Raw genomic sequence first — 19,517 nt, forward strand, 5'->3', positions numbered from 1 at the left:
GAATCTAGCGGCACTGGCGCAGCGCAGTCGTGCCGCTGTCCACGAGCAAACGGGTTTCTCGTGGGTCAATTTGGGTTCAGCTCGTGCATATTCTTGATCGCGTCGGCTTCAATCTGGTCTATGATACGAATGCCATGAGCGGGCTCGGATTACCGAAGACGTATAATGATGATGCCGCGGGTTTTGGGCAATGGCGAATCGATCCAACGACTCGCAGGGTGTCCTGGTCGGATGGATTGGCAAGGGTATTTGGCCGGGCAATGCCCGCAGATCGCACTGTTTCATTTGCTGATCATTTTGACTGCTATCACCCTGAAGATCGCGAATACGTCCTCGCTCGAGTGGAGCGGATTCTGGCCGGCGGTTTCTCAACGACGTATCAGCGCCGCGCCCGCATCATCCGCCCCGATGGGACAGTGCGCGACGTTATTATCCAGGGCGTGCCAGAGCTCGATACGGATGCTCGCCTAACGGCCCTGCACGGAATGTTGCTCGACGTCACTGAGCTCGTGCAGTTCGAGCAGCACGCTTACGATGCTGGCCAACTCTTGCATGTAACCCTCGAAAGCATGGATCAGGGCCTTGTGGTTCTCGATGCCGGCATGTGTGTTAGCGCCTTTAATAAAAGTGCTGCCGAACTTCTCGACCTGCCTCCGGAGATTCTTCACCTGGGCGCATCGTTCGAAGCCATTCATGACTTTCACCGGGTTCGAGGCGATTTCTCAACCGTCGCGCCGGAACTCCGGCTCGGGATGTTGAGTGGCGACCTTCAACGACTGCCTTTGGTCTACGACTGGCTGAAGCCCAGCGGGATCACTCTAGAGCTGAGACGGTCGCCGCTCAAAAATGGCGGTTGGGTTGTCACTTTTAGCGACGTCACGCAGCATCGATCCGCACAGCGAGCTGTGGTCGAGAGTGAACACCGCTATCGATTGCTGGCCGAGAACGCGACCGACATTACAATTTGGAGCGATCTTTCGACGTGCCGTCGTTATGTGTCCCCCGCCGTGACGACGATCCTCGGCTATGCCCCGGAAGAACTGATTGGGACAAAACCGCTCGACTTCGTGCACCCCGAGGATTCATCCGCGTACCGCCTTGTCCTCGATGACCTCACAAGGGGCCGGGTCGAGCGTGCCCTGACCAGCCAACGCTACAAGCATCGCGACGGGCGATGGATATGGCTTGAGATTTCCTTCAACTTGACACACGACGCCACCACCGGTGATCCAGACGGGTACGTCGCGACACTACGTGATATATCCGAGCGAAAGGTCATGGAGGCCGCCCTCAGCGAAAGTGAGGCGCGTTATCGAACTCTCGTCGAAGCGCAGTTGCATGAAGCGCAGGCGCGGGCAGATTTCACGGCTGCGACCAGTGCAGCGATCCTGGCGCAATTGGCAGAAGGTGTCATCGTTACGGATGCAGCAGGGCGAATCACGCTTGTCAATGCAGCGGCGGCCGCAATCCATGGTGTCGCCCGCCTCGACATCGAGCCAGACTCCTACAGCGATACCTACCACTTGTTCACCGAAGACGGTCTTCCCCACCCACCGAGAGACCTTCCCCTGGCCCGCGCGGTGCGCGGTGAGACCGTATGTGATGCGCGTTGGCGTATCGTAAGGCCGGATGGGTCGGAGGTCGTGGCAGTCGGCAGTGCGCAACCATTGCGCGGACCACACCAAGAGCAGATCGGCGCGGTCCTAACTTTACGCGACAATACGGCAAAGGAAATCGCCGTGAGGGCGTTACGCGACCTAAACGCGACCCTGAGTCAGCGAGTGGATGAGCGAACCTCGGAGGCCGAAGCCGCGCGCTCGTTGGCGGAGGCCGGAAGCAAAGCGAAGTCCGATTTTCTGGCGTCGATGAGCCATGAAATTCGTACGCCGCTTCATGGCGTGCTTGGATACGCCGACCTGCTTGGGGAGGAGCATGGTCTCAGCGTAAGTGCACGTCAGCATGTCGAGCGTATTCGTAGCGCGGGAGCCGCTCTTCTCACTGTCGTCAATGATGTCCTCGACTTCTCAAAGATCGAGGCTGGACAGATCGAACTCTCGAACGAGCCGTTCGCCCTCGAAGCCTTGATCGACAACGCCGTATCCATCGTGCGTGGTTCGGCCGAGCGTAAGGGGCTGGGCTTCAGCATCGAGATGCAGACGGCTGTGCCCGCCTGGATCGTGGGAGATCAAGACCGCTTGCGACAGGTATTGCTCAACCTGCTCAACAACGCTGTGAAGTTTACAGCCGTTGGTTTCATCTCGCTATCCATCAGTGCGCGACGCGAAGCTGGCGGTGCCGTCAGGCTGCGCTTCTCGGTACACGATACCGGGATTGGCATTCCGGCGGAGAAGCTCGGCCGTCTCTTTCAACGCTTCAGCCAAGTGGATGGGTCGATTAGTCGAGACTACGGCGGCACTGGCCTCGGCCTCGCCATAACGAAAAGTTTGATCGAACTGATGGGTGGGGCGGTCGGGGTCGAGAGTATTAAAGGCTGTGGCTCCACGTTCTGGTTTGAGGTCGAGCTTCCTACCGTCACTCAACCAGTAATTTCGGCTTCGCCGATTGCAGCTGACGTCGTCCACGTGGGTATGCACCTACTTCTGGCCGAAGACGTTTTATTGAATCAAGAATTGGCCTGCGCGATTCTTAAACATGCAGGTCATGAGGTCGATATCGTCGCCAATGGCATCGAGGCAATAGCTGCAGTGGCGGCGAGAACCTACGATCTCGTGCTAATGGACGTTCAGATGCCTGGTATGGATGGCATGACGGCCACGCGTCACATTCGCACGATGGAAGGCGCGAACGGGAACATGCCGATCATTGCTATGACAGCAAATGTACTCCCGCATCAAATTGCCGAATTCATTGCTGCGGGCATGAATGACCACGTCGGAAAACCTTTCAAGCGATCTGGGTTATTGGAGGTCATCGAGCGCTGGGCGCCAAGGCACAGTGCACCCAAAGTGCGAACGCCGACCATTGATCGTGAAACGTTCGAAGAATTAAGTGATACAGTTGGCGACCTAAAGGCGCAAGAACTTCTTGATCTGCTTGCTGACGAGTTGAATCAACGCCTCATTGCGAATGCTTTTTCTTCTGATCGGGAAAAACTTGCTCGAGACGCTCACGCAATGATTTCAGCAACAAGCATGCTTGGATTCATAGAATTATCGGATCTTTGTCGGAAGCTTGAGGACGCTTGCAACACCCAACGCGATCTGGATGATTTAATACATGAGGTTCGCTTGTCTACAAAGCGAACCCTCGATGAAATAGATCTGATGTGCTTTAGCAAAAACGCCTAGTTAATGCCGGTTATATATCAAAGACCACATAAACCTGCCCCATCTGTGCTCTGATCTCCGCCGGTTTGTTAGACAAACAAGCTTCATAAGACCTGTGTTCGAGCCGACGTGTCGTTGATATTCTCTCCGAAAATGGGAGTGTTATAATTACGATGCCCATTAGCGGCACTGAACCCAGCTCGATGTAGTACCGTCCCTCTTCAGGGCAAGCCCACCACGGGTGAGGGTATAGGTGGTGGTCCCGAAGATCTCCGGCTGCTCGACATCGTCGATGGCGTGGGAGCCATCGACCTCCCAGGAGGCCTGGCCGACGCGCCGAATGGCGTTGATCCTCTGCGGAAACTCGAAGTTGCGCGTTCCACTCCGTTCCTGCGGTGAGATCGTCAGCACGCCATACTCGTCATAGTCGGGCTGATTCCGCTGGGGATCTCTGCAGGCGCGTCGGTCGTCGAACCAGCGCCCCAGCAGTTCGCGTGGGTACCGTGCCTGAGGATCACGGTAGACGACGCTCCATGACGCCTCGGGCATCGTGCCGGGACACAGGGCGTTGTAGGCAGTCGCAACGGTCGCCTCATTGGATCGGGTAGAGCCGTCGAGCCATTCACCGCTGGCGATATCCTGAAGCAGCCATTGCCGATCCGCATCGATATGGATGTCGGCCGGCGAACCTGAAGGCTTTTCGGCGAGGCGATAGCTTCGGCCATGGAGGGTAACCGTCTTTCTGTAGCAATTTGCTCTAGCTGTTTGCGTTTCGTCCGGCATGCTCGCGACGCAGGCAGCGACGTCGTCCCGGTTCTCGTCCCCTTTGACCTTTTTGCAGTAGCTCAGCCGTTCTTTCGGCCCTGCACGGAACACGCCGGTGGCCGCGCCGGAACCCTGACCCGTGAGAGCAGTCGCCGCGAGCGCCGGGCTGTGATCGGGCTCGATCTTGATGTCGGAAAGGCGCTCCGTGAAGCGTAGCGGCAGCTTGAACGATACGACTTTGAAGGCCTCGGCGGTGGCCCAGCCATTCTTGAACACGGGGTGCTCGACCGCCACGAGCTTGGCAGGGTCGCCGGCAGCGGGGATGCCCCCCGGCTTCATCGGGTTGCCCCGGATCACGATGCGGCAGCCCGGCTCGTTCGTGATCGCGGTGCGACGCGGTTCGCCTACCGGCGTCGTCAGGATGTGCTCGTAGGCGGCCCTGTCCGCGCAGAACAGGGTCGGCGCGCTGGTCACGCACCAGTCGCCCGGCTTGCACCAGCCGCGCTCGGCCGGCGTCGGTCGGGGTGTGATGGCGATGCCGACGAGATCCCCAGGCGCGAGGTAGTAGCTCGATTGAAAAGGCCCGCCGCTGCCGAACGACACGGCGATGGGTCCGGTGCTGGCGACGGCTGAACCGACCTCGCCCGTATTGCCCTCACCTACCTGAACGCACTTTGCCGCTGATTTGGCCTCCGGTGAGCCGAGTGTGAGATCGGTCGCGCTCGGGCATGCCCATGCTGGCGGTCCCGGCCGCACGGCGCAGTAGCCAGGCCCCCGGCAGGTCGTCGTGCTGCCAGCGGGAGCGAACACGCCCATCGGGATATAGCCGACGTGCCGGCCCTTGTCGGTCGCGTACATGACTTGCGCCGATTTCGTCGCCTCGACGGTGAACCACCGATGGGCCGGGACGATCTCACAGGTCCCAGCCTGGACCGCGGCAAGGCCAGTCTGCCGCCCCCGATCCGACCCGGCCTGGGCAATCGCCAGCGCGACGTCGAGGCTGCACGCAAAGGTCGCCTCCGGCAGACGGCATTCTCGATCCACTTCGCAAATCGGGGGCATCGTAACAGGAGCGACCGACTCGACGGCCCCGGCGATCCGGGCCGGAAGGAATGCCCCGGCCAAAGCGACCGAGAGCAGCGCGATCCTGGCGCGAGGCGTTATGGCGTGGATCCCGTGCATCCCGTGCATCCTGTGCAGGGTGTGCGTCACGACCGCCCCGACGCCGTCTCCGATCAAGGCGGCGCGCATCAGAAGTCCTTCTTCATGCTGCGGCTATCGGGGTAGAGATCGCCGTATCGCTCACGCAGCCAGCCCGTGGCTATCGCGCAAAATCGGCGCCCCTGTTCGGTATAAGTCCGTTCCTTGACGTTGCCCCGGCCAGTGTAGACCAGCTCGGCAATATCGTCGTTCGCCGCCGCCTCCTCGCGATTGGCCGTCTCCCAGCGTTCGTCGATGGCGAGGCCGGGTTCCTTTTTCACCAGCGCCGCCTCGATGCCCTTCACCTGCGCTTTTGCCTCCTCCATCTGCTGGGGCGTGAGATAGACGACGGCGAAGCCGGCGCGGCTATCGAAGCACTGCCGAGCGCCGAGGTAGTTGCGGTAGGCGTCGAGCAACATCGTCGTGGGCTTGGCGGCTTCTGCCAGCATCTCTTCGAGGGCGCGCTGCTTCTCCTCCGCGGTGGATGGGCCAAACTGCGCCGAGGCGAAGTTGATTGAGGCAGCCAGCGCGACGGCTGATATGAGTGCGGTGTAGACACGACGGTACGGCATTCGGTTTCCTTCTCATCTCGCGTGGGAATGGGTCTGACCGATGTGCCGACCCTGAGCAGGCTACAGCCGGCGAAGCACCGCGCTTTTCAGCGCGCGGTGTTCGCCTTCGTCGATGTGGCCGGCGGTACGGAGATCGCCGAGGCGTTCGAGCTCCCGCACGGCATCGGCAGGTGACAGGGCGGGCCGCACGCTTCCGACTACCTCCCCGTGAGGGGCCGCCACGAGGGCGACCCGCCGGGTGTCGTTGACGAACAGGTTCAGCCCCGACTCACCGCCCTGCGAGGCGCCGGGCTGCTCCGGCCGCTGCACCGCGTGCAGCGCCCAGACCAACACCGCGACCCAGCCGACGAGCGTTCCGCCGAACAGGCCGTTGACCGCGAGGATGACCCAGCGATTGGGATGGCCCCGATGGAAAGCGATAATCGAGGGCAGGCCGTAGATCGCGACGCAAACGGTGACCGCGACCAGCACCCAGGCGGTGTCGTCGTTCACGCGCCGCGCGCCTGCGACAGGGCCTGCGCCTTCATGACCTCGAACTCAGCCTCCGACAGGCTGCCACCGGCACGAAGCTGCGCCAGACGCTCGATCTCGGCGATCACGTCACGCTGAGGCGGGGCGACCGGCGCAGCTGACGAGTGGCCTGCTGTGGCAGTGCCAATTGACGGGGGCACGGCACCGGCTACCGGGGGCGGCCCGAACCGGTTCGGCCCCGGCGTCCCGGCAAAGCAGGCGAAGACCAGCGCGACGGGGCTGAGCAACAACCACCAGCCCGAATGGTCGGTGTCGTGCATCCGTCGAATGCCGGCGGCCACCTGGGGCACGAGGTGGATCAGGTGGACGAGGCCGATGAACAGGCCGCCATCCTTGTTCCCTGTGGCGAAGGCCGCATCGAGCATCAGGGCGATGAGCGCGATGCCGAGGTACACGAGAATGAAGCGCCAATAGTCGCCGCGCGACGTGCGACCGGTGAAGTCGCGAAAGCTCCGCATCGCACTCAGGTACGAGTTCATTATCGTTCGGTCTCCGGAAGGGTGCTTGGATCGGTGAGAATGGCAGCCGGCGGACAGCCGGCCGAGCATCGCCGCCTTTTCATGAACTTGTATTGCCTGGATTGATGGTCTGCAACCGGTGCGCTGTCGCCCCGGATGAATGCGCGCGATTTGGTTGGTTGGAATTTGCGACGCCTGCGGGTGGCAAAGGGCTTGTCGCAGGAGGCGCTCGGCCTGCTCGCCGGCTGCGAGCCGTCCTACGTTGGACGTATCGAACGTGGTCGAGAGAACAGCACCGTCGAAACGCTCGAAGGTTTGGCAGCTGTGCTTGATGCACACATCTCGGCGTTTTTCGTCATCCCGGAAGCCGGCGCGGAGAAGCCGGCTTCGCTTCGTCCAGGGCGTAAGCCGAAGGCATGAGCGCTGACGAAGCATTGTCAGTACTCTTCGGCGAGCATGATCGTGAGCACGCGCACCGTCACCGCCGGGTCGGCCGGGTCAGGCGAGTGCCCGGTCATGGCCCGGTCGTAGGTGTCGATCTTCCAAAAGTATCGCTGCCCGGCGAGATCGAAGGCGCCGAAATCGTGCTCGTTATACGGGTCTTCGGCGACGCTGAAGGCTTCGAACGCTTGCACCGCCGCCTTGGCTTCGCGACGCTGTTCCTCTGGCAGGCTGGCAATCCCGCGCGAGAGCAGCACATGCCCGCCGGCAAAGCTCTGGCGGAAGGCATCGTTGAGGGCACGCACGCGTTCGGTGCGGGTGGTCGAGGCGGGATCCGCCTCGACACTGATGGGGGCAACTTGGCTCATGCCCCTTGCTTCGCGCCTTGAACAGCGCCGGGCGGGAGCAAGCCGAGTTCGCTGCGGTGCCGAGTGATCAGCGGATCGTCCGGCCAGTCGCGCCACTGAAGCTCGAAGGCATCGTCGGCCTTGGTGTACATGATGATTGCCTCGAACCAGCCTTCCTGAGGGCCGGCGCAGGCGAGCACGAGGCAGCCGCGTTCGATGGCCGGCCAATCGGCAGGCGCCTTGAAACGACCACCGGGGCCTCCGGCGCTTGAGGCGTCACCGGCACCGCCGCCCGAGCCGGGAGGGGCACTGGCGGCTTTGCCTGCGGCCCTAATGGGCACGGCAACGTCGGGCAGGCCGACCGCCGCGACGAGCCGGTCAAAAACCTCGGCTTTGACGAACGGCACGAAGGCTTTGCCGCTCCCGAACAGACGTCCTTTCGGTAAGCCGGCGGCAAGGCTGTGTTGGGTATCGTCGCTGATCTCGAGCACGTGCATGCCCATCAGCCCAGCGGCACGCTCGGCCTCGGCCCTCTCGCCAGCGGCAAAGCGCGAGGCGTGGGGGCGCTGTCGTTCGTCGCGGCCGAACAGGATCAGGCCGGGCGATATGGCGGCGGCTGTGCTGGTTGCGGTGATCAGGGTCATCAAAGGGCTCCAGAAACGACAAAGGCGGCCCGGAGGCCGCCTCGCGTTGAGTGTGATGGGGAGGATGCACCCGCTTGCTGCCGATGTTGCTCGGGTGGCGGTAGGGGTCGCAAAAGCAGGGTCATCGGGGGCATCCGGTCAGCTGCGAAACACCTCGCAGCGACCAGCATATTATAAGATTATCATCCTAATGTCAAGTTTAGGTTGGTTTTCAGCTAAGGTAGCTGCCTATGAGTTGTGCCGCCATGTCTCTTTGATAATACCGGAGCAGTGAAAGAAATGACTAAACTCTTGTCGTTCTGCTTTTGCGTCAGGCGTCGCCAGATAACCCACTCGGTCGGATGAGGCCCGCGGCAATTGCCAACCAGACGAGGTGCGCGTCATTGCGGGCACCCAGCTTCGCCTTGATGCCATAATGGTAGTTCTGAATGGTCTTGGGGCTTAGGTTGAGCGCCTTGGCGATGGCCTCCGTGGCCATGCCGGATGCCACGAGTTGAAGCACCTCGACTTCCCGGGGGCCGAGCTCGTCGAGCGGCGAGCGCTTGCCGCTGAGACGTTCCGCTGCAAGCTCCTGTGCGATGTCGGCGCTGACTGCCTGTCCGCCGCGTGCCACGATGGCCACGGATCTAACCAGTTCCTCGGGGGCGCTGCTTTTGGTGACGTAACCTGAGGCTCCCGCCTCAAAGGCTTTCAGGGCGTAGGCCGCCCCCTGATGCATGGTGAACACCAGGATGCGGGCGCGCGAGTCCCATTGCCTGATGTGACGGACTCCCTCCAGGCCGCTAGGACCCGGCAGCGACAGATCCATGATCACCAATGTCGGTTTCATGGCCTTGTATGCTCGGTAGGCATCGGATGCCGTCTCCGCCTCGGCCACGACACGGTATCCAGGTTGACGCTCCAGTAGACGACGATACCCTTCCCGAACGACAGGATGGTCATCGACGAGGAGGATGCAGGTCTCGCTCACGCGGCAAGCCCCTCTAACTTCATTTCGGGATGGACCTTCCTATCGTTCCGTGGGCTAGAATGAATGGCCTCCGACGGACATGGAATCGTCGCTTCGATCCGTACGCCGCCTTGGGCGGGGACGATGGCCAAAGTTCCGCCGAGAGCCCCGATCCGCTCGCGAATGCCGAGAACGCCGTGGCCGCTGCCGGTCTCCACCAGCGCCGCGTCGCCACCGCCGTCATCCACGATGCCGAGCGTTACCATGTCCGGCGTCCGAACAAGGCTGACATTCACCTGAGTCGGCTTTCCGTGACGAACTGCATTGGTAAGGCACTCCTGCACGATCCGGTAGATGCTGAGCGCAACCGGTGCGCTCAATGTCGAGAAGTCACCGGCAAAGCTCAGGTTGAAAGCGGCGGGCTTCGCGCTTCGTCCCTCCCATGTCGAGACGAGGCGGCGGAGGCTGTGTTCCAAGCCGAACTCGTCGAGGTCGGGGGGCCGCAGGCGTGCCAGCGCCCCTTTCAGCGTGCCCATCATATGACGGGTGATCCGGCTGATCGAGCGGGCGTCGTCACGCAACTCCGAACGTTCGCCAGCCTCGGCTTCGATTGCGCTCGCCAGGGCTCCCGTGGCGGTCAGACATTGTCCGAACTCATCATGAAGATCACGTGCGAGTGCACGGCGCTCTTCTTCCTGAACGGCAAAGAGGCGCCGGGTCAGCGCCATCCGCTCGGCCGTAGTGTGCTGGAGACGCTCGCTCAGGGCGTTCACGGCACGCGCGATGCGGTCGAACTCCCCGGCTCGGAACGGGGGTAGGCGGGTGGAATGATCGCCCCTCTCCATCTTGCCGAGGCCACGGGTGATCACCCGCGCCGGCTGTAGCGCGACACCGATTACGAAAGTGGCCAGGATAGCGATACCGCCAGCCATGGCGGCGGCGGCGGCCATCAGCACCCGCACTTGTCGCCAGACCTGTCGCACGGCCGCGCCCCGGTCGGGCGTAGTGACCACGATCCCCGCTTCCCTACGATTCAGGATCACCGCGCGGCGGATCGGCGGGATCACTCCGAAAGCCCCGCGATACAACGTTTCGAACCACGCCGGAGCGGGCCTACCCGCGGTCTCCAAGCCACTGCATTGCTGAAGCGTGGCCTCGCCCTCCCATGTCAGGGCGACGCAGTTCCCGGGGCTGATGAATCGCAGGGTGTGCGAGCTGCGCCAATCCGGGAAGGCATATTTGGCGGAGCGACCGGCGCTGCCGCGCCAGGTCAGTTCCCGCCAGGCGAGTTCCTGCGCTTCACGGACCACCCTGTCGGCGGAGGCCGCGGTCTCCTCTCGGATGCCTTGGTGCACCTCGGCGACGACCCAGGCTGTGGCACAGGCCAAGCAAAGCATCACTACGCCCAGGACGCGCAGGATCAATCCGATGAGCAGACCCATGCCGTGGTGTTCCCCGCATCCAGCGAGGGAGAGGGACGCAACTGCCGGATGCTGGCAAGTGGTCAAGGCCACGATCAGGCAAAATGCCCGACTGCCGACGGGGATCCTGCCCTACCAGGGGACCGGGCGGGCCAATAGCGTTTCCGTCGTCGGGCTGCTCCGCGAGATAGTCGAAGAAGGCAGCCGGCGACGGGAGGAATTCCATGAAACATGCTTGCCTTCTCGGCTTGGGCCTCGCGGTTGCGAGTGCCACCGCCGGGCTCGCCAATGACGACGTGCTCAAGCGCAGCCAAGACCCCAACCAGCAGGTGCTGCAGACGCTCGACTACGCCAACACCCGCTACTCGAAGCTCGACCAGATCAACGCCGGGAACGTTAAGAACCTGCAGGTCGCATGGAATTTCTCCACCGGCGTCCTGCGCGGCCACGAGGGCTCACCGCTCGTCATCGGTGACATGATGTTCGTCCACACTCCCTTCCCCAATATCGTCTATGCCCTCGACCTCAACAACGAGGGCAAGATCCTCTGGAAGTACGAGCCGAGGCAGGATTCGTCCGTGATCCCGGTCATGTGCTGCGACACGGTCTATCGCGGCCTGGCCTATGCGGATGGCGCCATCATCCTGCATCAGGCCGACACCACCCTGGTCTCATTGGACGCCAAGTCCGGCAAGGTGAACTGGTCGGTCAAAAACGGGGATTCGAAAATCGGCGAGACCAACACCGCCACGGTGCTGCCGGTGAAGGACAAGATCATCGTCGGCATCTCCGGTGCCGAGTACGGCATTCGCGGCCATATCACCGCCTACGATGCGAAGACCGGTAATCGCGTCTGGCGCGGCTACAGCGTCGGATCCGATGACGACATGATCGTCGATCCGGCGAAGACGACGTCGCTCGGCAAACCGATTGGTCGGGATTCCTCCCTGAAGTCCTGGGAGGGCGATCAGTGGAAGACCGGCGGTGGCGCGACCTGGGGCTGGTATTCTTACGATCCGAAGCTCGACCTCGTCTATTACGGCACCGCCAACCCCTCGACTTGGAACCCCAAGCAGCGTCCGGGCGACAACAAGTGGACCATGGCGATCTTCGCTCGCAATCCCGATACGGGCATGACCAAGTGGGTCTACCAGATGACCCCGCACGACGAGTGGGACTACGACGGCATCAACGAGATGATCCTCACGGATCAGAAGATCGACGGCAAGGAGCGCCCTCTCCTAACGCACTTCGACCGTAATGGCTTCGCTTACACCCTGGACCGCGCCACGGGTGAGGTATTAGTGGCCGAGAAGTTCGATCCGGTGGTGAACTGGGCCTCGAAGATCGACCTGGACAAGGCGTCGCCTACCTATGGCCGCCCCCTCGTCCAGGCCAAGTTCTCCACCGACCAGAACGGCGAGGACACCAATACGAAGGGCGTTTGCCCAGCCGCGCTCGGCACCAAGGATCAGCAGCCCGCTGCATTCTCGCCGAAGACCCAGCTGTTCTACGTGCCCACCAACCATGTCTGCATGGACTATGAGCCATTCCGGGTGAGCTACACGCCGGGCCAGCCCTATGTCGGTGCGACCGTCTCGATGTACCCGGCTCCCAACAGCCACGGCGGCATGGGCAACTTCATTGCCTGGGACAACCTGAAGGGCCAGATCAATTGGTCGAACCAAGAGCAGTTCTCGGTATGGTCGGGTGCTCTCGCCACCGCCGGTGACGTGGTGTTCTATGGGACCCTCGAAGGCTATCTGAAGGCCGTCGATTCGAAGACCGGCAAGGAACTCTACAAGTTCAAGACGGCCTCCGGCATCATCGGCAACGTGATGACCTACACCCACAAGGGCAAGCAGCACCTCGCCATCCTGTCAGGTGTCGGTGGCTGGGCCGGCATCGGCCTCGCAGCCGGTCTCACGGACCCGAATGCCGGGCTCGGCGCGGTGGGTGGCTACGCTGCCCTATCGAGCTACACCAACCTCGGCGGTCAGCTGACGGTCTTCACGCTGCCGAACTGACCGACCTCGACCCGTTGCATCCGCTCTGTTGGGGCGGATGCAAGCACCGTTCTCCCGCGCAGTGACCGCTGTCCGGAGGAATGGCGTGTCGCCCTCGCGCCAACGACCAAGAGGGCTGTTTGCGACATTGACTGATCCAAATCTCCGTGTGGCGTAAGTCCTCCACCATGCTGTCATATGGGAATGGATCGGCGGGCCTTCGGGCCCGCCTTTTTTATGTTTGAGGCCACCTTGAGCCAGGGGCGCCAATGCGGGCTCATCACGTTGCGCACGTTCGTGACCGGGTGCTCGCCGAACTGTTTCGGTCCGGGGACCTTAGCCTTAGGCTCGTGCAATCCAGCCACGAAAAGTGAAGGCGGCATAGAACATGGCGACGTCCCGAAAACCGCCAGCGCGGAGGATGGTGGCATCCTCCTCGGGGCCTAGGGCGGGCAGGCTCGCATCCACGGCAGCGCGGGCCTTGCGTGCCATCGCGGGCTCCGCGCCCGAGGCGACCGCATAGGCCTCGTAGCGTTTCAGCCAGCGTCCCCGCTCCTCCTCGGCTTGCGGGAAGCTCGCGTGGGCAACGACGAACGGAGCCCCCGGTCTCATCCGCTGACGGATCGAGTTGACCGTGGCCTCCCGTTCGGCGGCATCAAGGAAATGCAGGGTCAGAAGACAAACGGCGGCGTCAAAGGGACCGGCTGGGGCATCGTCGATATATCCCTGAACCAGAGTCACCCTCTCAATCAGAGAGCCGAGTGTTCGCTCCGCCTGCAGCAGCATCTCCCGTGCTGGATCGACGCCGATGAAAGTCCAGTTCGGCTGGGCCTCGGCCAAGGCCTGCAATTCTAATCCGCCGCCGGCGCCGAGGACCAGAACCCGCGCGTCACGGGGGGCCGTCTCGGCGAGCAGGATGGCGGTCATCCGGTGAAGCGCATCGAGGCCGGGCACGAAGCGCCGCGGTCCTTCCGAGTATTTTGCGGCTGCCGCGGGATCGTCGAAGGCGGCGACGAAGTCGAGGGTCCCCAGTCGTTCGCTATGCACCATCGGGACGGGCTTCCTGCTGATGAGTTTGGCGCTTGGCGAGGCGAGCATTAAAATCAACGCTGAGCGCCTCGAGGGTCACGTCGCCGAGGCGCGACAGCAACACGCGCTCCGCCTCCTCGAAGGCCGTCGCGAGGGCGGCGTTCACGGCCTGCTCGACGAGGCACGCGGGCTCTGCACTACGATGACCCATTGCGAAAATCTCAGGGGCGCCGAGGGCCTGGTAGACATCGTGCAGAGTCACGCGGTTGAAGTCGCAACACAGGCGCCATCCACCGCCATGTCCCTTAGCCGAGGCGACTAAGCCGAGATCGCGCAACCTGCCCATGATTCGTCTGACGATGACCGGGTTGGTCTGCATCACTAGGGCGAGCCGCTCGGACGTCATCGTCCTGTCGAATTCGGCCATGTGGAGAAGGACGTGAAGCACGCCCGACAATCGACTATCCCGTTTCATGCAACTTCGATAGTTGCATGATGTGATGAGTGTCAAGGATTGTCCTGCGCCGTTGTCACCCTGCACGAAGCGACGTCCGACACCCTGGTGCTGATCAGGGCGGCGACGGCGGGCGTGCGGCGGATCTGGAAGGCCGGCTATCGATACTCGAAGGCAGGGGTCATCACCGTCGATCTTGTGACACTCACGGCCTCACAGCGGGCGCTGTTCGACGGTCTCGACCGCGAGCGGGGTGAGGCGCTGATGGACGCTCTTGACGCCTGTAACCGCCGCTGGGGGCGCGGGGCGGTGGTGCCCGGCACAGCCGGCTTTGGGGCGCAGCGAAACTGGTCCACACAGTTCGACAAACGCTCGTCGCGCTACACGACCCGGCTCGCCGACATCCCGTCGTGGGTGCCACACAGGCTAGGAAGAGCGGTCGCGGCCTTAGGAACGATGTGGAACGAGCAGAATCCTGCCGGTGAGTTCATAGTAAGACGACTGGCACGTACCTCAGAAAGCTGGGTCTGAGAGCCCTCGATGGTGCCCATATTTAACGCCCCTCACTCCACCAACTTCTTTGCTCCTGGAGTTTGTGCGTCACCGTACGAACGGGTCGGCTCGGGAAATCCGCAGGACGTGCCATCTACGACCTTCACATCGTCTTCCCACGGCAGGCGGTAACAACCGGCGGCGAGATCGTGCATGTAAGTGTAGGGGCAGTCTTGCGCGCCACCCTTCACCGCCGTGTATCCACGGTGGCCGAACTGATAGATGTTGTTCTCGACGCCCCAGTGAAGGCGCGCCTCCCGCACTAGGTCGGGCCGGACCTCCGCCGTGATGATCTCGTCGGCGCGCCCCGTGGTGCCGTGGGCGATGACCGCCCCGTCAAAATTGACGATCATGCCCTCGCCCATGGAATCGAACGAGCCGTCCGTCCCGCACATGCAGACATTGGCCGTGACCATCAGATTGCAGAACGCGTTCGACTGATTGGTGAAGCGCCACGACTCGCGGATTGGCGCGGTATAGCCCGCCGTGCGAATCATGATCTCGGCGCCTTTGTAGGCGCATTCGCGCGCCATCTCCGGAAACATCCCGTCATGGCAGATGATGAGCGCGATCTTCGCGCCGCGCGGTCCCTCGATCACCGGGATGCCGACGTCGCCTGGCTCCCAGGGCTCCACCGGCACCCACGGGTGCATCTTGCGATAGTAGAGCGCCACGACACCCTGGTCGTCGATGATGAGGCCGGTGTTCCAGGGATTTCCGCCCGGGTTCAGCTCCATGATCGAGAAGCAGCCCCAAATCCGGTTGTCGATGCAGGCCTGCCGGAAGGCTGCCACTTCCGGCCCGTCCATCCGGCACAGGATGTCGGGGTTGGTGTCCATCGACAGCCCGTGCAGCGCGTATTCGGGAAAGACCACAAGGTCCATTGTCGCGAGGTTGCGCCGGGCCTTTGCGACCATGGCGACGATGCGCTCGGTTTGTGCCGCGAGGTCGGCCTTGGTGACGACGGTAGGTAGTTGGAGCTGGACGAGGCCCAGCACCACGCCCTTGGGGGATTTGTTGAGTCCGCCTAGTCCGCTCATGGGCGTTTCCCGTTATCTCGTTATCGGCACCGAGCCACGGCAACCGACGGATGGCTCGCTAAGCCGGGCGTCCGGCGGATGCGAGCAAGGAGAATGCCGGCTACGAACGTCGCTTGCTCCGGAACGGCTCCAACCTGTGGTCGCCCCACCATACCAATCTGATCGCCGACATCCCTGGTTTGGGGGGACCGTAGTGAAGATCCGTGGCAGTCGCACTGAAGCGTACCGGCCGCCGTGAGGGCTGCTTGGTTCCCGCGGAAGTATGCTGATAAGAGCAGTATCAGCGATGTCACAAAAAGGGGCGACCTGCGGGCCGCCCCTTGTGTCAGGCTTCCGTATCTACCAGGTCTATCTGCTACATATCCAGCCGACGTTCGCTGCAGTACACGTACTAAATCAGCTACCTCTTCCCAAATTGAGCAAAAACGGCCTTGAACGTATCACGCTCAATGTAGCCTCCGTCAAAGTCGGGATAGAGAAAGTGAGCTCGCTGCCCTAAGACTTGGCAGCCAGATGGGGTGGTTGCCAAGATAAACCCATCGTCCAAGACCTCGCCGGTGAACAATCCTTCGCCCTCGTCGAAGAGGTTCAGCAGATACAAGGCCCACTTCGCAGAAATCGAGCTGCGGTTGGTGATGCGAGCCGCGTCGCTCAGGTGACCAAAGAAGTTCAGCAGGGCCAAGCTGCATCGAGCGGTTGCTCGGACGTCCTGCTTCCAAGCCACTCCCTTGATAAGCAAATTGTCCCAGTTGATGTCGTACTCGTCGATGGAGCCGCCCTCGATGATCGTGGCGAGCTGACTGATCATCGCGTTCATTGCAGCTGGGTATATCTTCACCTGCTTTCCCGCGTGCTTAAGATGGTTGAAAAGAGCACTCAGGGCGATATCAGCACGCGTTCGCTCCTTCTGGTCGAGAGTGCACCACTCACCTGACATCAGGTATCCAACTGCCATGTTTCTCTTGTCGCGTTCTGTCATTGGTCTGACGGTTTTCATTTCGCAACCTCATCTTTTGCTGTTCTTCTCACATCGCCGTGGACAAGTTCTTGAGTGCTTTCCAAGCATTGAGAGCAAGTGCACGGTTGCGCACCTGGTGTTGTTTACCTGAGTCCTTGGGGTGTAGTTTCGAGCGGAACTGGGAACAAGTGTTCGCGGAAAGCGTGGCGCTATCAGCTTTTGCTGCCCTGCCCATTATCAGCGAATATTGGGATCCACGTTGCTAAAACTCGCATGGGATCTTGCGATTATTATGAAGTAGGGGGGGGCTGGGAAAAGTGGTCCCCGCCAGCGTTGAAGGTCCGTACCAACATCATGTCGAATAGCTGGGCGAGGTGCCCACGTTTTTTATAACCGCGAACGTGAGTGCCGCGCCGTCTTGCCAAATGTTCGGCGGATCAACCTAGTGAGAGCCGAGGGATGGCTTTCCTCAGCCGGGAGTAGCCGCGGGTGGCCAACGGCCACGCAGCCTCGTCCCAGGCCCGGCAAAGGCGCAGGCACCCCTGTGGCAGCACCATCGCCGATGGTCCGACCGGGGCCCATGCGGTCACAATCGGCAGGCTGCCAGCCCAGTCCTTTTCGATCAGGGATGCCGGGCATCCGAAATAGGCTTCGGCTCGCACCAGGGCATCGGCCATCGCAGCCTCGTCCGCAGCCTTAACCAGGTCAGACGCGCCGTCCGCATGGGCAACGAAGCCGCCGACGCGGGCGACCCGCGCGGTGCCAAGGGGCAGGCTCTCCGGGTGCAGGTCGTCGAGGTGCAGGAGGAGCGCAACCTCGCCCTCCGGCTCGGCACCGCCGGCCGGCGGAAGTGCCATTTCTCGCGGCGGCATCGGCTCGTCGAGGGCGTCGGGGTACTCATCGAGGCCCACCGGATCGAAGCGTCCATCGGTGTACCGCCGGATGTTCTCAGCGCCGGCGACGTAGTGCTTGCCCCGGGTGTGAAGGCCTGCAACCCATCGCCAGGAAAGCGTGTTGCTGGCCGGATCGCCATCGACGAGGTGGCGCATGAAGAACTCGGCGCCGAGGGCCCAAGGCAGGCGCAGGGTGAAGATCCAAATCGAAGCGAACCACATGCGTGCGTGGTTGTGGAGCCAGCCGGTCTCGACAAGTTCGAGGGCCCAGGCGTCAAAGCAATCGATGCCGGTCCGCCCCTCAATCGCAGCCTCGTAGGTCCGCCGCAGGCCCGGCTCGGTGGCAAGGCGCTCATGGCCCTCAGCAGTCAACGCGAGGTAGCCCGTCCAGGCGGCGGGATGGGTTTCCAGGTGCCCTTTGAAGTAGGTCCGCCAGAACACCTCGCTGACGAACCGCTCGGCCCCCTCATCGCCGAAGGCAGCGACGGCCGCAGCGACGACTTCGGCCTCGGTGATCAGGCGCCGGCGCAGGTAGGGCGAAAGCGTCGAGGTCGTGGACCTCCTTTCGGGTCCGAGGTCGAAGTTGCGGGACCCGGCATACTCGGCTCCCTCATTCGCAAGGAAGTCAGCGAGGCGTTCGAGCCCGGCGGCACGGGTCATAGGGAAAATGCGATCCATAACCGTGAGCTAGCGCACAGGGGGGAGAAGCCGATGCGACCGATTTTCGAGGGGTTAGGGGCACCCGTATTGAAGCGATGCCCCTTCTGACCGTCACAGGCGGCCCAGGCCGGCTATCTTGGCCAAAGGCGGGGCGAACATCGCCGATGGGAGCAAGCAACGGCTGCAGCCGCCTCCGGTGGCGAGGAAAAGGGGGCGCCCCGTAGGAGGCCGGGGTAGCGCGTAATCGCAGCACGCGGCTCCATATGCCCCAACCGACCCACATCAGTTGGATCGCCGAGATCCGGGTCGTAGGGGGCCCTGGGGGCTACCGTTACCGGGCCCCCGGTTGCCGTGAACCTGCCGCTCGGGAAGCCTGCCGGCTCTCCCAACGTCGAAGGTCAGCACCAGCATCGTGGCGAATGGCTTTGATGACCGCCCGCCCACCGCCGCCGGCGAAGGCAAGCCCGCCGAGGGTGCGACCCGCGAAGACCTTACACAGCCGAGCCGCGGTGCCGGGGCGGAGATCATGCTTGGCCTGCCGAAAACGACCCGTTGTCGGCGTTGTGACCTCACCCGTCTCCGCATCAACGTCTGTTCGCTTCAGGGGAATAAGGCGGTAGTCCGATAGCTGCCCCTTGCTCATGTAGAGGGCTTGGCCCGCGACCTCCGACCGTTCGATAGCGCGGTAGTGCGCGGCATCGATTCCAGGGACGATGGTCTGGTAGCGCCGGTTGGCAGCGTTGCAGATCTCCCTCAACTGTTCCTCTGTGATGCCCCACACGATGGCATGGGTGTGCCAGGAAACGGCGTGCCGGTACCCGCCGCCGGTGACGTCCAGGTTCGAATAGTACGCCCCCTCCGCCATCCCAACGTAGCTACAACCGCGGAGGATCTGATGGGTCCAGCTGTGAAGGGGGTGAACCTTGAAAGCGGCGGCCCAGTCCTCGCGGACCGTGAACCGCCGCGCGATGAGGGTAACGAAAAACACCGGCTCATCTACGGGGAGCGCGCGGACCGCTCGGTCCAGGTGCTCGGCCATGATGCGGGCGAACTGCAAACGCGCTTTGAGATTGTTAGCCGGCTGAAACCGAGCGTTGGCCGGGTCGAGTTCGGTCGCGGTCTCTCTATCGAGAACGACCGACCCGCTGCGACCCATGTGGAGGTAGTGTTTCAGGCGGCCATCGGCCTCCCGGTGCTGCCGCTCAAACTCGACCCAGGTGGTAACCGGCTCTCGCTGTGTCTTGGGTGCTGAGCGGGGCTTGGGCTTTGAAGGGGTGGTGGGGGTGCGAAGGGGTGATGCGGGCAAAGGT

17 protein-coding genes and 2 pseudogenes are annotated in these 19,517 nt (G+C 62.4%); 4 read left to right on the forward strand and 15 right to left on the reverse strand.

Annotated features, from left to right (window positions below; all coding sequences use genetic code 11):
* Positions 1–83: 83 nt before the first annotated feature.
* Positions 84–3,308, forward strand: a complete 3,225-nt coding sequence (locus FPV16_RS22885) for a PAS domain S-box protein (protein ID WP_227440837.1) — start codon at positions 84–86, stop codon at positions 3,306–3,308.
* 159 nt (positions 3,309–3,467) lie between these two features.
* On the opposite strand, the gene FPV16_RS22890 is transcribed toward FPV16_RS22885, so the two are convergent.
* Genes FPV16_RS22890 through FPV16_RS22905 form a run of 4 tightly spaced genes read right to left on the reverse strand, consistent with a single transcriptional unit; the run spans position 3,468 to position 6,834 of the window.
* Positions 3,468–5,303, reverse strand: a complete 1,836-nt coding sequence (locus FPV16_RS22890; protein ID WP_227440838.1) for a hypothetical protein — start codon at positions 5,301–5,303, stop codon at positions 3,468–3,470.
* Positions 5,303–5,824, reverse strand: a complete 522-nt coding sequence (locus FPV16_RS22895) for a hypothetical protein (RefSeq protein ID WP_227440839.1) — start codon at positions 5,822–5,824, stop codon at positions 5,303–5,305. Before FPV16_RS22895 ends, FPV16_RS22890 begins: the two co-directional genes overlap by 1 nt.
* Before the next feature lie 60 nt (positions 5,825–5,884).
* Complete coding sequence (locus tag FPV16_RS22900; RefSeq protein WP_227440840.1) at positions 5,885–6,316, reverse strand: superinfection immunity protein; 432 nt, start codon at positions 6,314–6,316, stop codon at positions 5,885–5,887.
* Positions 6,313–6,834, reverse strand: coding sequence for a DUF805 domain-containing protein (locus FPV16_RS22905; protein ID WP_227440841.1), 522 nt, complete (start codon positions 6,832–6,834; stop codon positions 6,313–6,315). Before FPV16_RS22905 ends, FPV16_RS22900 begins: the two co-directional genes overlap by 4 nt.
* A gap of 135 nt (positions 6,835–6,969) precedes the next feature.
* Here FPV16_RS22905 and FPV16_RS22910 point away from each other — a divergent pair, with 135 nt between their 5' ends.
* Entirely contained in the window at positions 6,970–7,233 is a 264-nt protein-coding gene (locus FPV16_RS22910; RefSeq protein ID WP_227440842.1) for a helix-turn-helix domain-containing protein, read from the forward strand.
* A 17-nt stretch (positions 7,234–7,250) separates the two neighbouring features.
* Here the strand turns inward: FPV16_RS22910 and FPV16_RS22915 are convergent, their stop codons facing one another.
* The 4 genes from FPV16_RS22915 to FPV16_RS22930 form a co-directional block, all read right to left on the reverse strand.
* The gene (locus tag FPV16_RS22915; RefSeq protein WP_227440843.1) at positions 7,251–7,622 is read right to left on the reverse strand and encodes a DUF3768 domain-containing protein; all 372 of its coding nucleotides are present in this window, start codon (positions 7,620–7,622) and stop codon (positions 7,251–7,253) included.
* Positions 7,619–8,245, reverse strand: coding sequence for a hypothetical protein (locus FPV16_RS22920; protein ID WP_227440844.1), 627 nt, complete (start codon positions 8,243–8,245; stop codon positions 7,619–7,621). The genes FPV16_RS22915 and FPV16_RS22920 overlap by 4 nt, the downstream gene beginning before the upstream one ends.
* Before the next feature lie 310 nt (positions 8,246–8,555).
* On the reverse strand, positions 8,556–9,215 hold the full coding sequence (locus FPV16_RS22925) for a response regulator (RefSeq protein WP_227440845.1): 660 nt from the start codon (positions 9,213–9,215) through the stop codon (positions 8,556–8,558).
* Positions 9,212–10,636 carry a histidine kinase gene (locus FPV16_RS22930; protein WP_227440846.1) on the reverse strand — a complete coding sequence of 475 codons (1,425 nt, stop codon included), beginning with the start codon at positions 10,634–10,636 and terminating at the stop codon, positions 9,212–9,214. Before FPV16_RS22930 ends, FPV16_RS22925 begins: the two co-directional genes overlap by 4 nt.
* 203 nt (positions 10,637–10,839) lie before the next feature.
* Between FPV16_RS22930 and FPV16_RS22935 the strand changes: the two genes are divergently transcribed.
* Positions 10,840–12,642 carry a methanol/ethanol family PQQ-dependent dehydrogenase gene (locus tag FPV16_RS22935; RefSeq protein ID WP_227440847.1) on the forward strand — a complete coding sequence of 601 codons (1,803 nt, stop codon included), beginning with the start codon at positions 10,840–10,842 and terminating at the stop codon, positions 12,640–12,642.
* A gap of 230 nt (positions 12,643–12,872) precedes the next feature.
* On the opposite strand, the pseudogene FPV16_RS26500 reads toward FPV16_RS22935, so the two are convergent.
* The 3 genes and pseudogenes from FPV16_RS26500 to FPV16_RS22950 all read right to left on the reverse strand — a co-directional run.
* Positions 12,873–13,004, reverse strand: a pseudogene (locus FPV16_RS26500) (SOS response-associated peptidase); the annotation flags it as partial.
* The gene (locus tag FPV16_RS22945; protein WP_227440848.1) at positions 12,964–13,671 is read right to left on the reverse strand and encodes a class I SAM-dependent methyltransferase; all 708 of its coding nucleotides are present in this window, start codon (positions 13,669–13,671) and stop codon (positions 12,964–12,966) included. The gene FPV16_RS22945 and the pseudogene FPV16_RS26500, both read right to left, overlap by 41 nt.
* Complete coding sequence (locus tag FPV16_RS22950; protein WP_227440854.1) at positions 13,661–14,125, reverse strand: Rrf2 family transcriptional regulator; 465 nt, start codon at positions 14,123–14,125, stop codon at positions 13,661–13,663. The genes FPV16_RS22945 and FPV16_RS22950 overlap by 11 nt, the downstream gene beginning before the upstream one ends.
* A 51-nt stretch (positions 14,126–14,176) precedes the next feature.
* On the opposite strand from FPV16_RS22950, the pseudogene FPV16_RS22955 reads away from it, so the two are divergent.
* Positions 14,177–14,512: pseudogene (locus tag FPV16_RS22955) on the forward strand (DUF4113 domain-containing protein); the annotation flags it as partial.
* Between the two features lie 155 nt (positions 14,513–14,667).
* Here the strand turns inward: FPV16_RS22955 and FPV16_RS22960 are convergent.
* From FPV16_RS22960 to FPV16_RS22975, 4 genes are all read right to left on the reverse strand, one after another.
* Positions 14,668–15,696: a formamidase gene (locus tag FPV16_RS22960; protein WP_227440849.1), complete on the reverse strand. Its 1,029-nt coding sequence runs from the start codon at positions 15,694–15,696 to the stop codon at positions 14,668–14,670.
* Between the two features lie 400 nt (positions 15,697–16,096).
* Positions 16,097–16,675 (reverse strand): hypothetical protein, encoded by a 579-nt coding sequence (locus FPV16_RS22965; protein WP_227440850.1) that lies wholly within the window; start codon positions 16,673–16,675, stop codon positions 16,097–16,099.
* Between the two features lie 416 nt (positions 16,676–17,091).
* Positions 17,092–18,207: an FAD-binding domain-containing protein gene (locus FPV16_RS22970; RefSeq protein WP_227440851.1), complete on the reverse strand. Its 1,116-nt coding sequence runs from the start codon at positions 18,205–18,207 to the stop codon at positions 17,092–17,094.
* Between the two features lie 331 nt (positions 18,208–18,538).
* Positions 18,539–19,517: hypothetical protein (locus FPV16_RS22975; protein ID WP_227440852.1), on the reverse strand; the 979-nt coding region annotated here is incomplete at its 5' end.

It is taken from the genome of Methylobacterium sp. W2 (assembly GCF_020662345.1).
Lineage (GTDB): Bacteria > Pseudomonadota > Alphaproteobacteria > Rhizobiales > Beijerinckiaceae > Methylobacterium.

Bases quoted from the DNA above. Each gene is read 5' to 3' on its own strand.
- FPV16_RS22890 (WP_227440838.1), bottom strand. From the start codon at position 5,303: ATGCGCGCCGCCTTGATCGGAGACGGCGTCGGGGCGGTCGTGACGCAC.
- FPV16_RS22895 (WP_227440839.1), bottom strand. From the start codon at position 5,824: ATGCCGTACCGTCGTGTCTACACCGCACTCATATCAGCCGTCGCGCTG.
- FPV16_RS22905 (WP_227440841.1), bottom strand. From the start codon at position 6,834: ATGAACTCGTACCTGAGTGCGATGCGGAGCTTTCGCGACTTCACCGGT.
- FPV16_RS22910 (WP_227440842.1), top strand. From the start codon at position 6,970: ATGAATGCGCGCGATTTGGTTGGTTGGAATTTGCGACGCCTGCGGGTG.
- FPV16_RS22915 (WP_227440843.1), bottom strand. From the start codon at position 7,622: ATGAGCCAAGTTGCCCCCATCAGTGTCGAGGCGGATCCCGCCTCGACC.
- FPV16_RS22920 (WP_227440844.1), bottom strand. From the start codon at position 8,245: ATGACCCTGATCACCGCAACCAGCACAGCCGCCGCCATATCGCCCGGC.
- FPV16_RS22930 (WP_227440846.1), bottom strand. From the start codon at position 10,636: ATGGGTCTGCTCATCGGATTGATCCTGCGCGTCCTGGGCGTAGTGATG.
- FPV16_RS22935 (WP_227440847.1), top strand. From the start codon at position 10,840: ATGAAACATGCTTGCCTTCTCGGCTTGGGCCTCGCGGTTGCGAGTGCC.
- FPV16_RS22945 (WP_227440848.1), bottom strand. From the start codon at position 13,671: ATGGTGCATAGCGAACGACTGGGGACCCTCGACTTCGTCGCCGCCTTC.
- FPV16_RS22950 (WP_227440854.1), bottom strand. From the start codon at position 14,125: ATGAAACGGGATAGTCGATTGTCGGGCGTGCTTCACGTCCTTCTCCAC.
- FPV16_RS22960 (WP_227440849.1), bottom strand. From the start codon at position 15,696: ATGAGCGGACTAGGCGGACTCAACAAATCCCCCAAGGGCGTGGTGCTG.
- FPV16_RS22965 (WP_227440850.1), bottom strand. From the start codon at position 16,675: ATGACAGAACGCGACAAGAGAAACATGGCAGTTGGATACCTGATGTCA.
- FPV16_RS22970 (WP_227440851.1), bottom strand. From the start codon at position 18,207: ATGACCCGTGCCGCCGGGCTCGAACGCCTCGCTGACTTCCTTGCGAAT.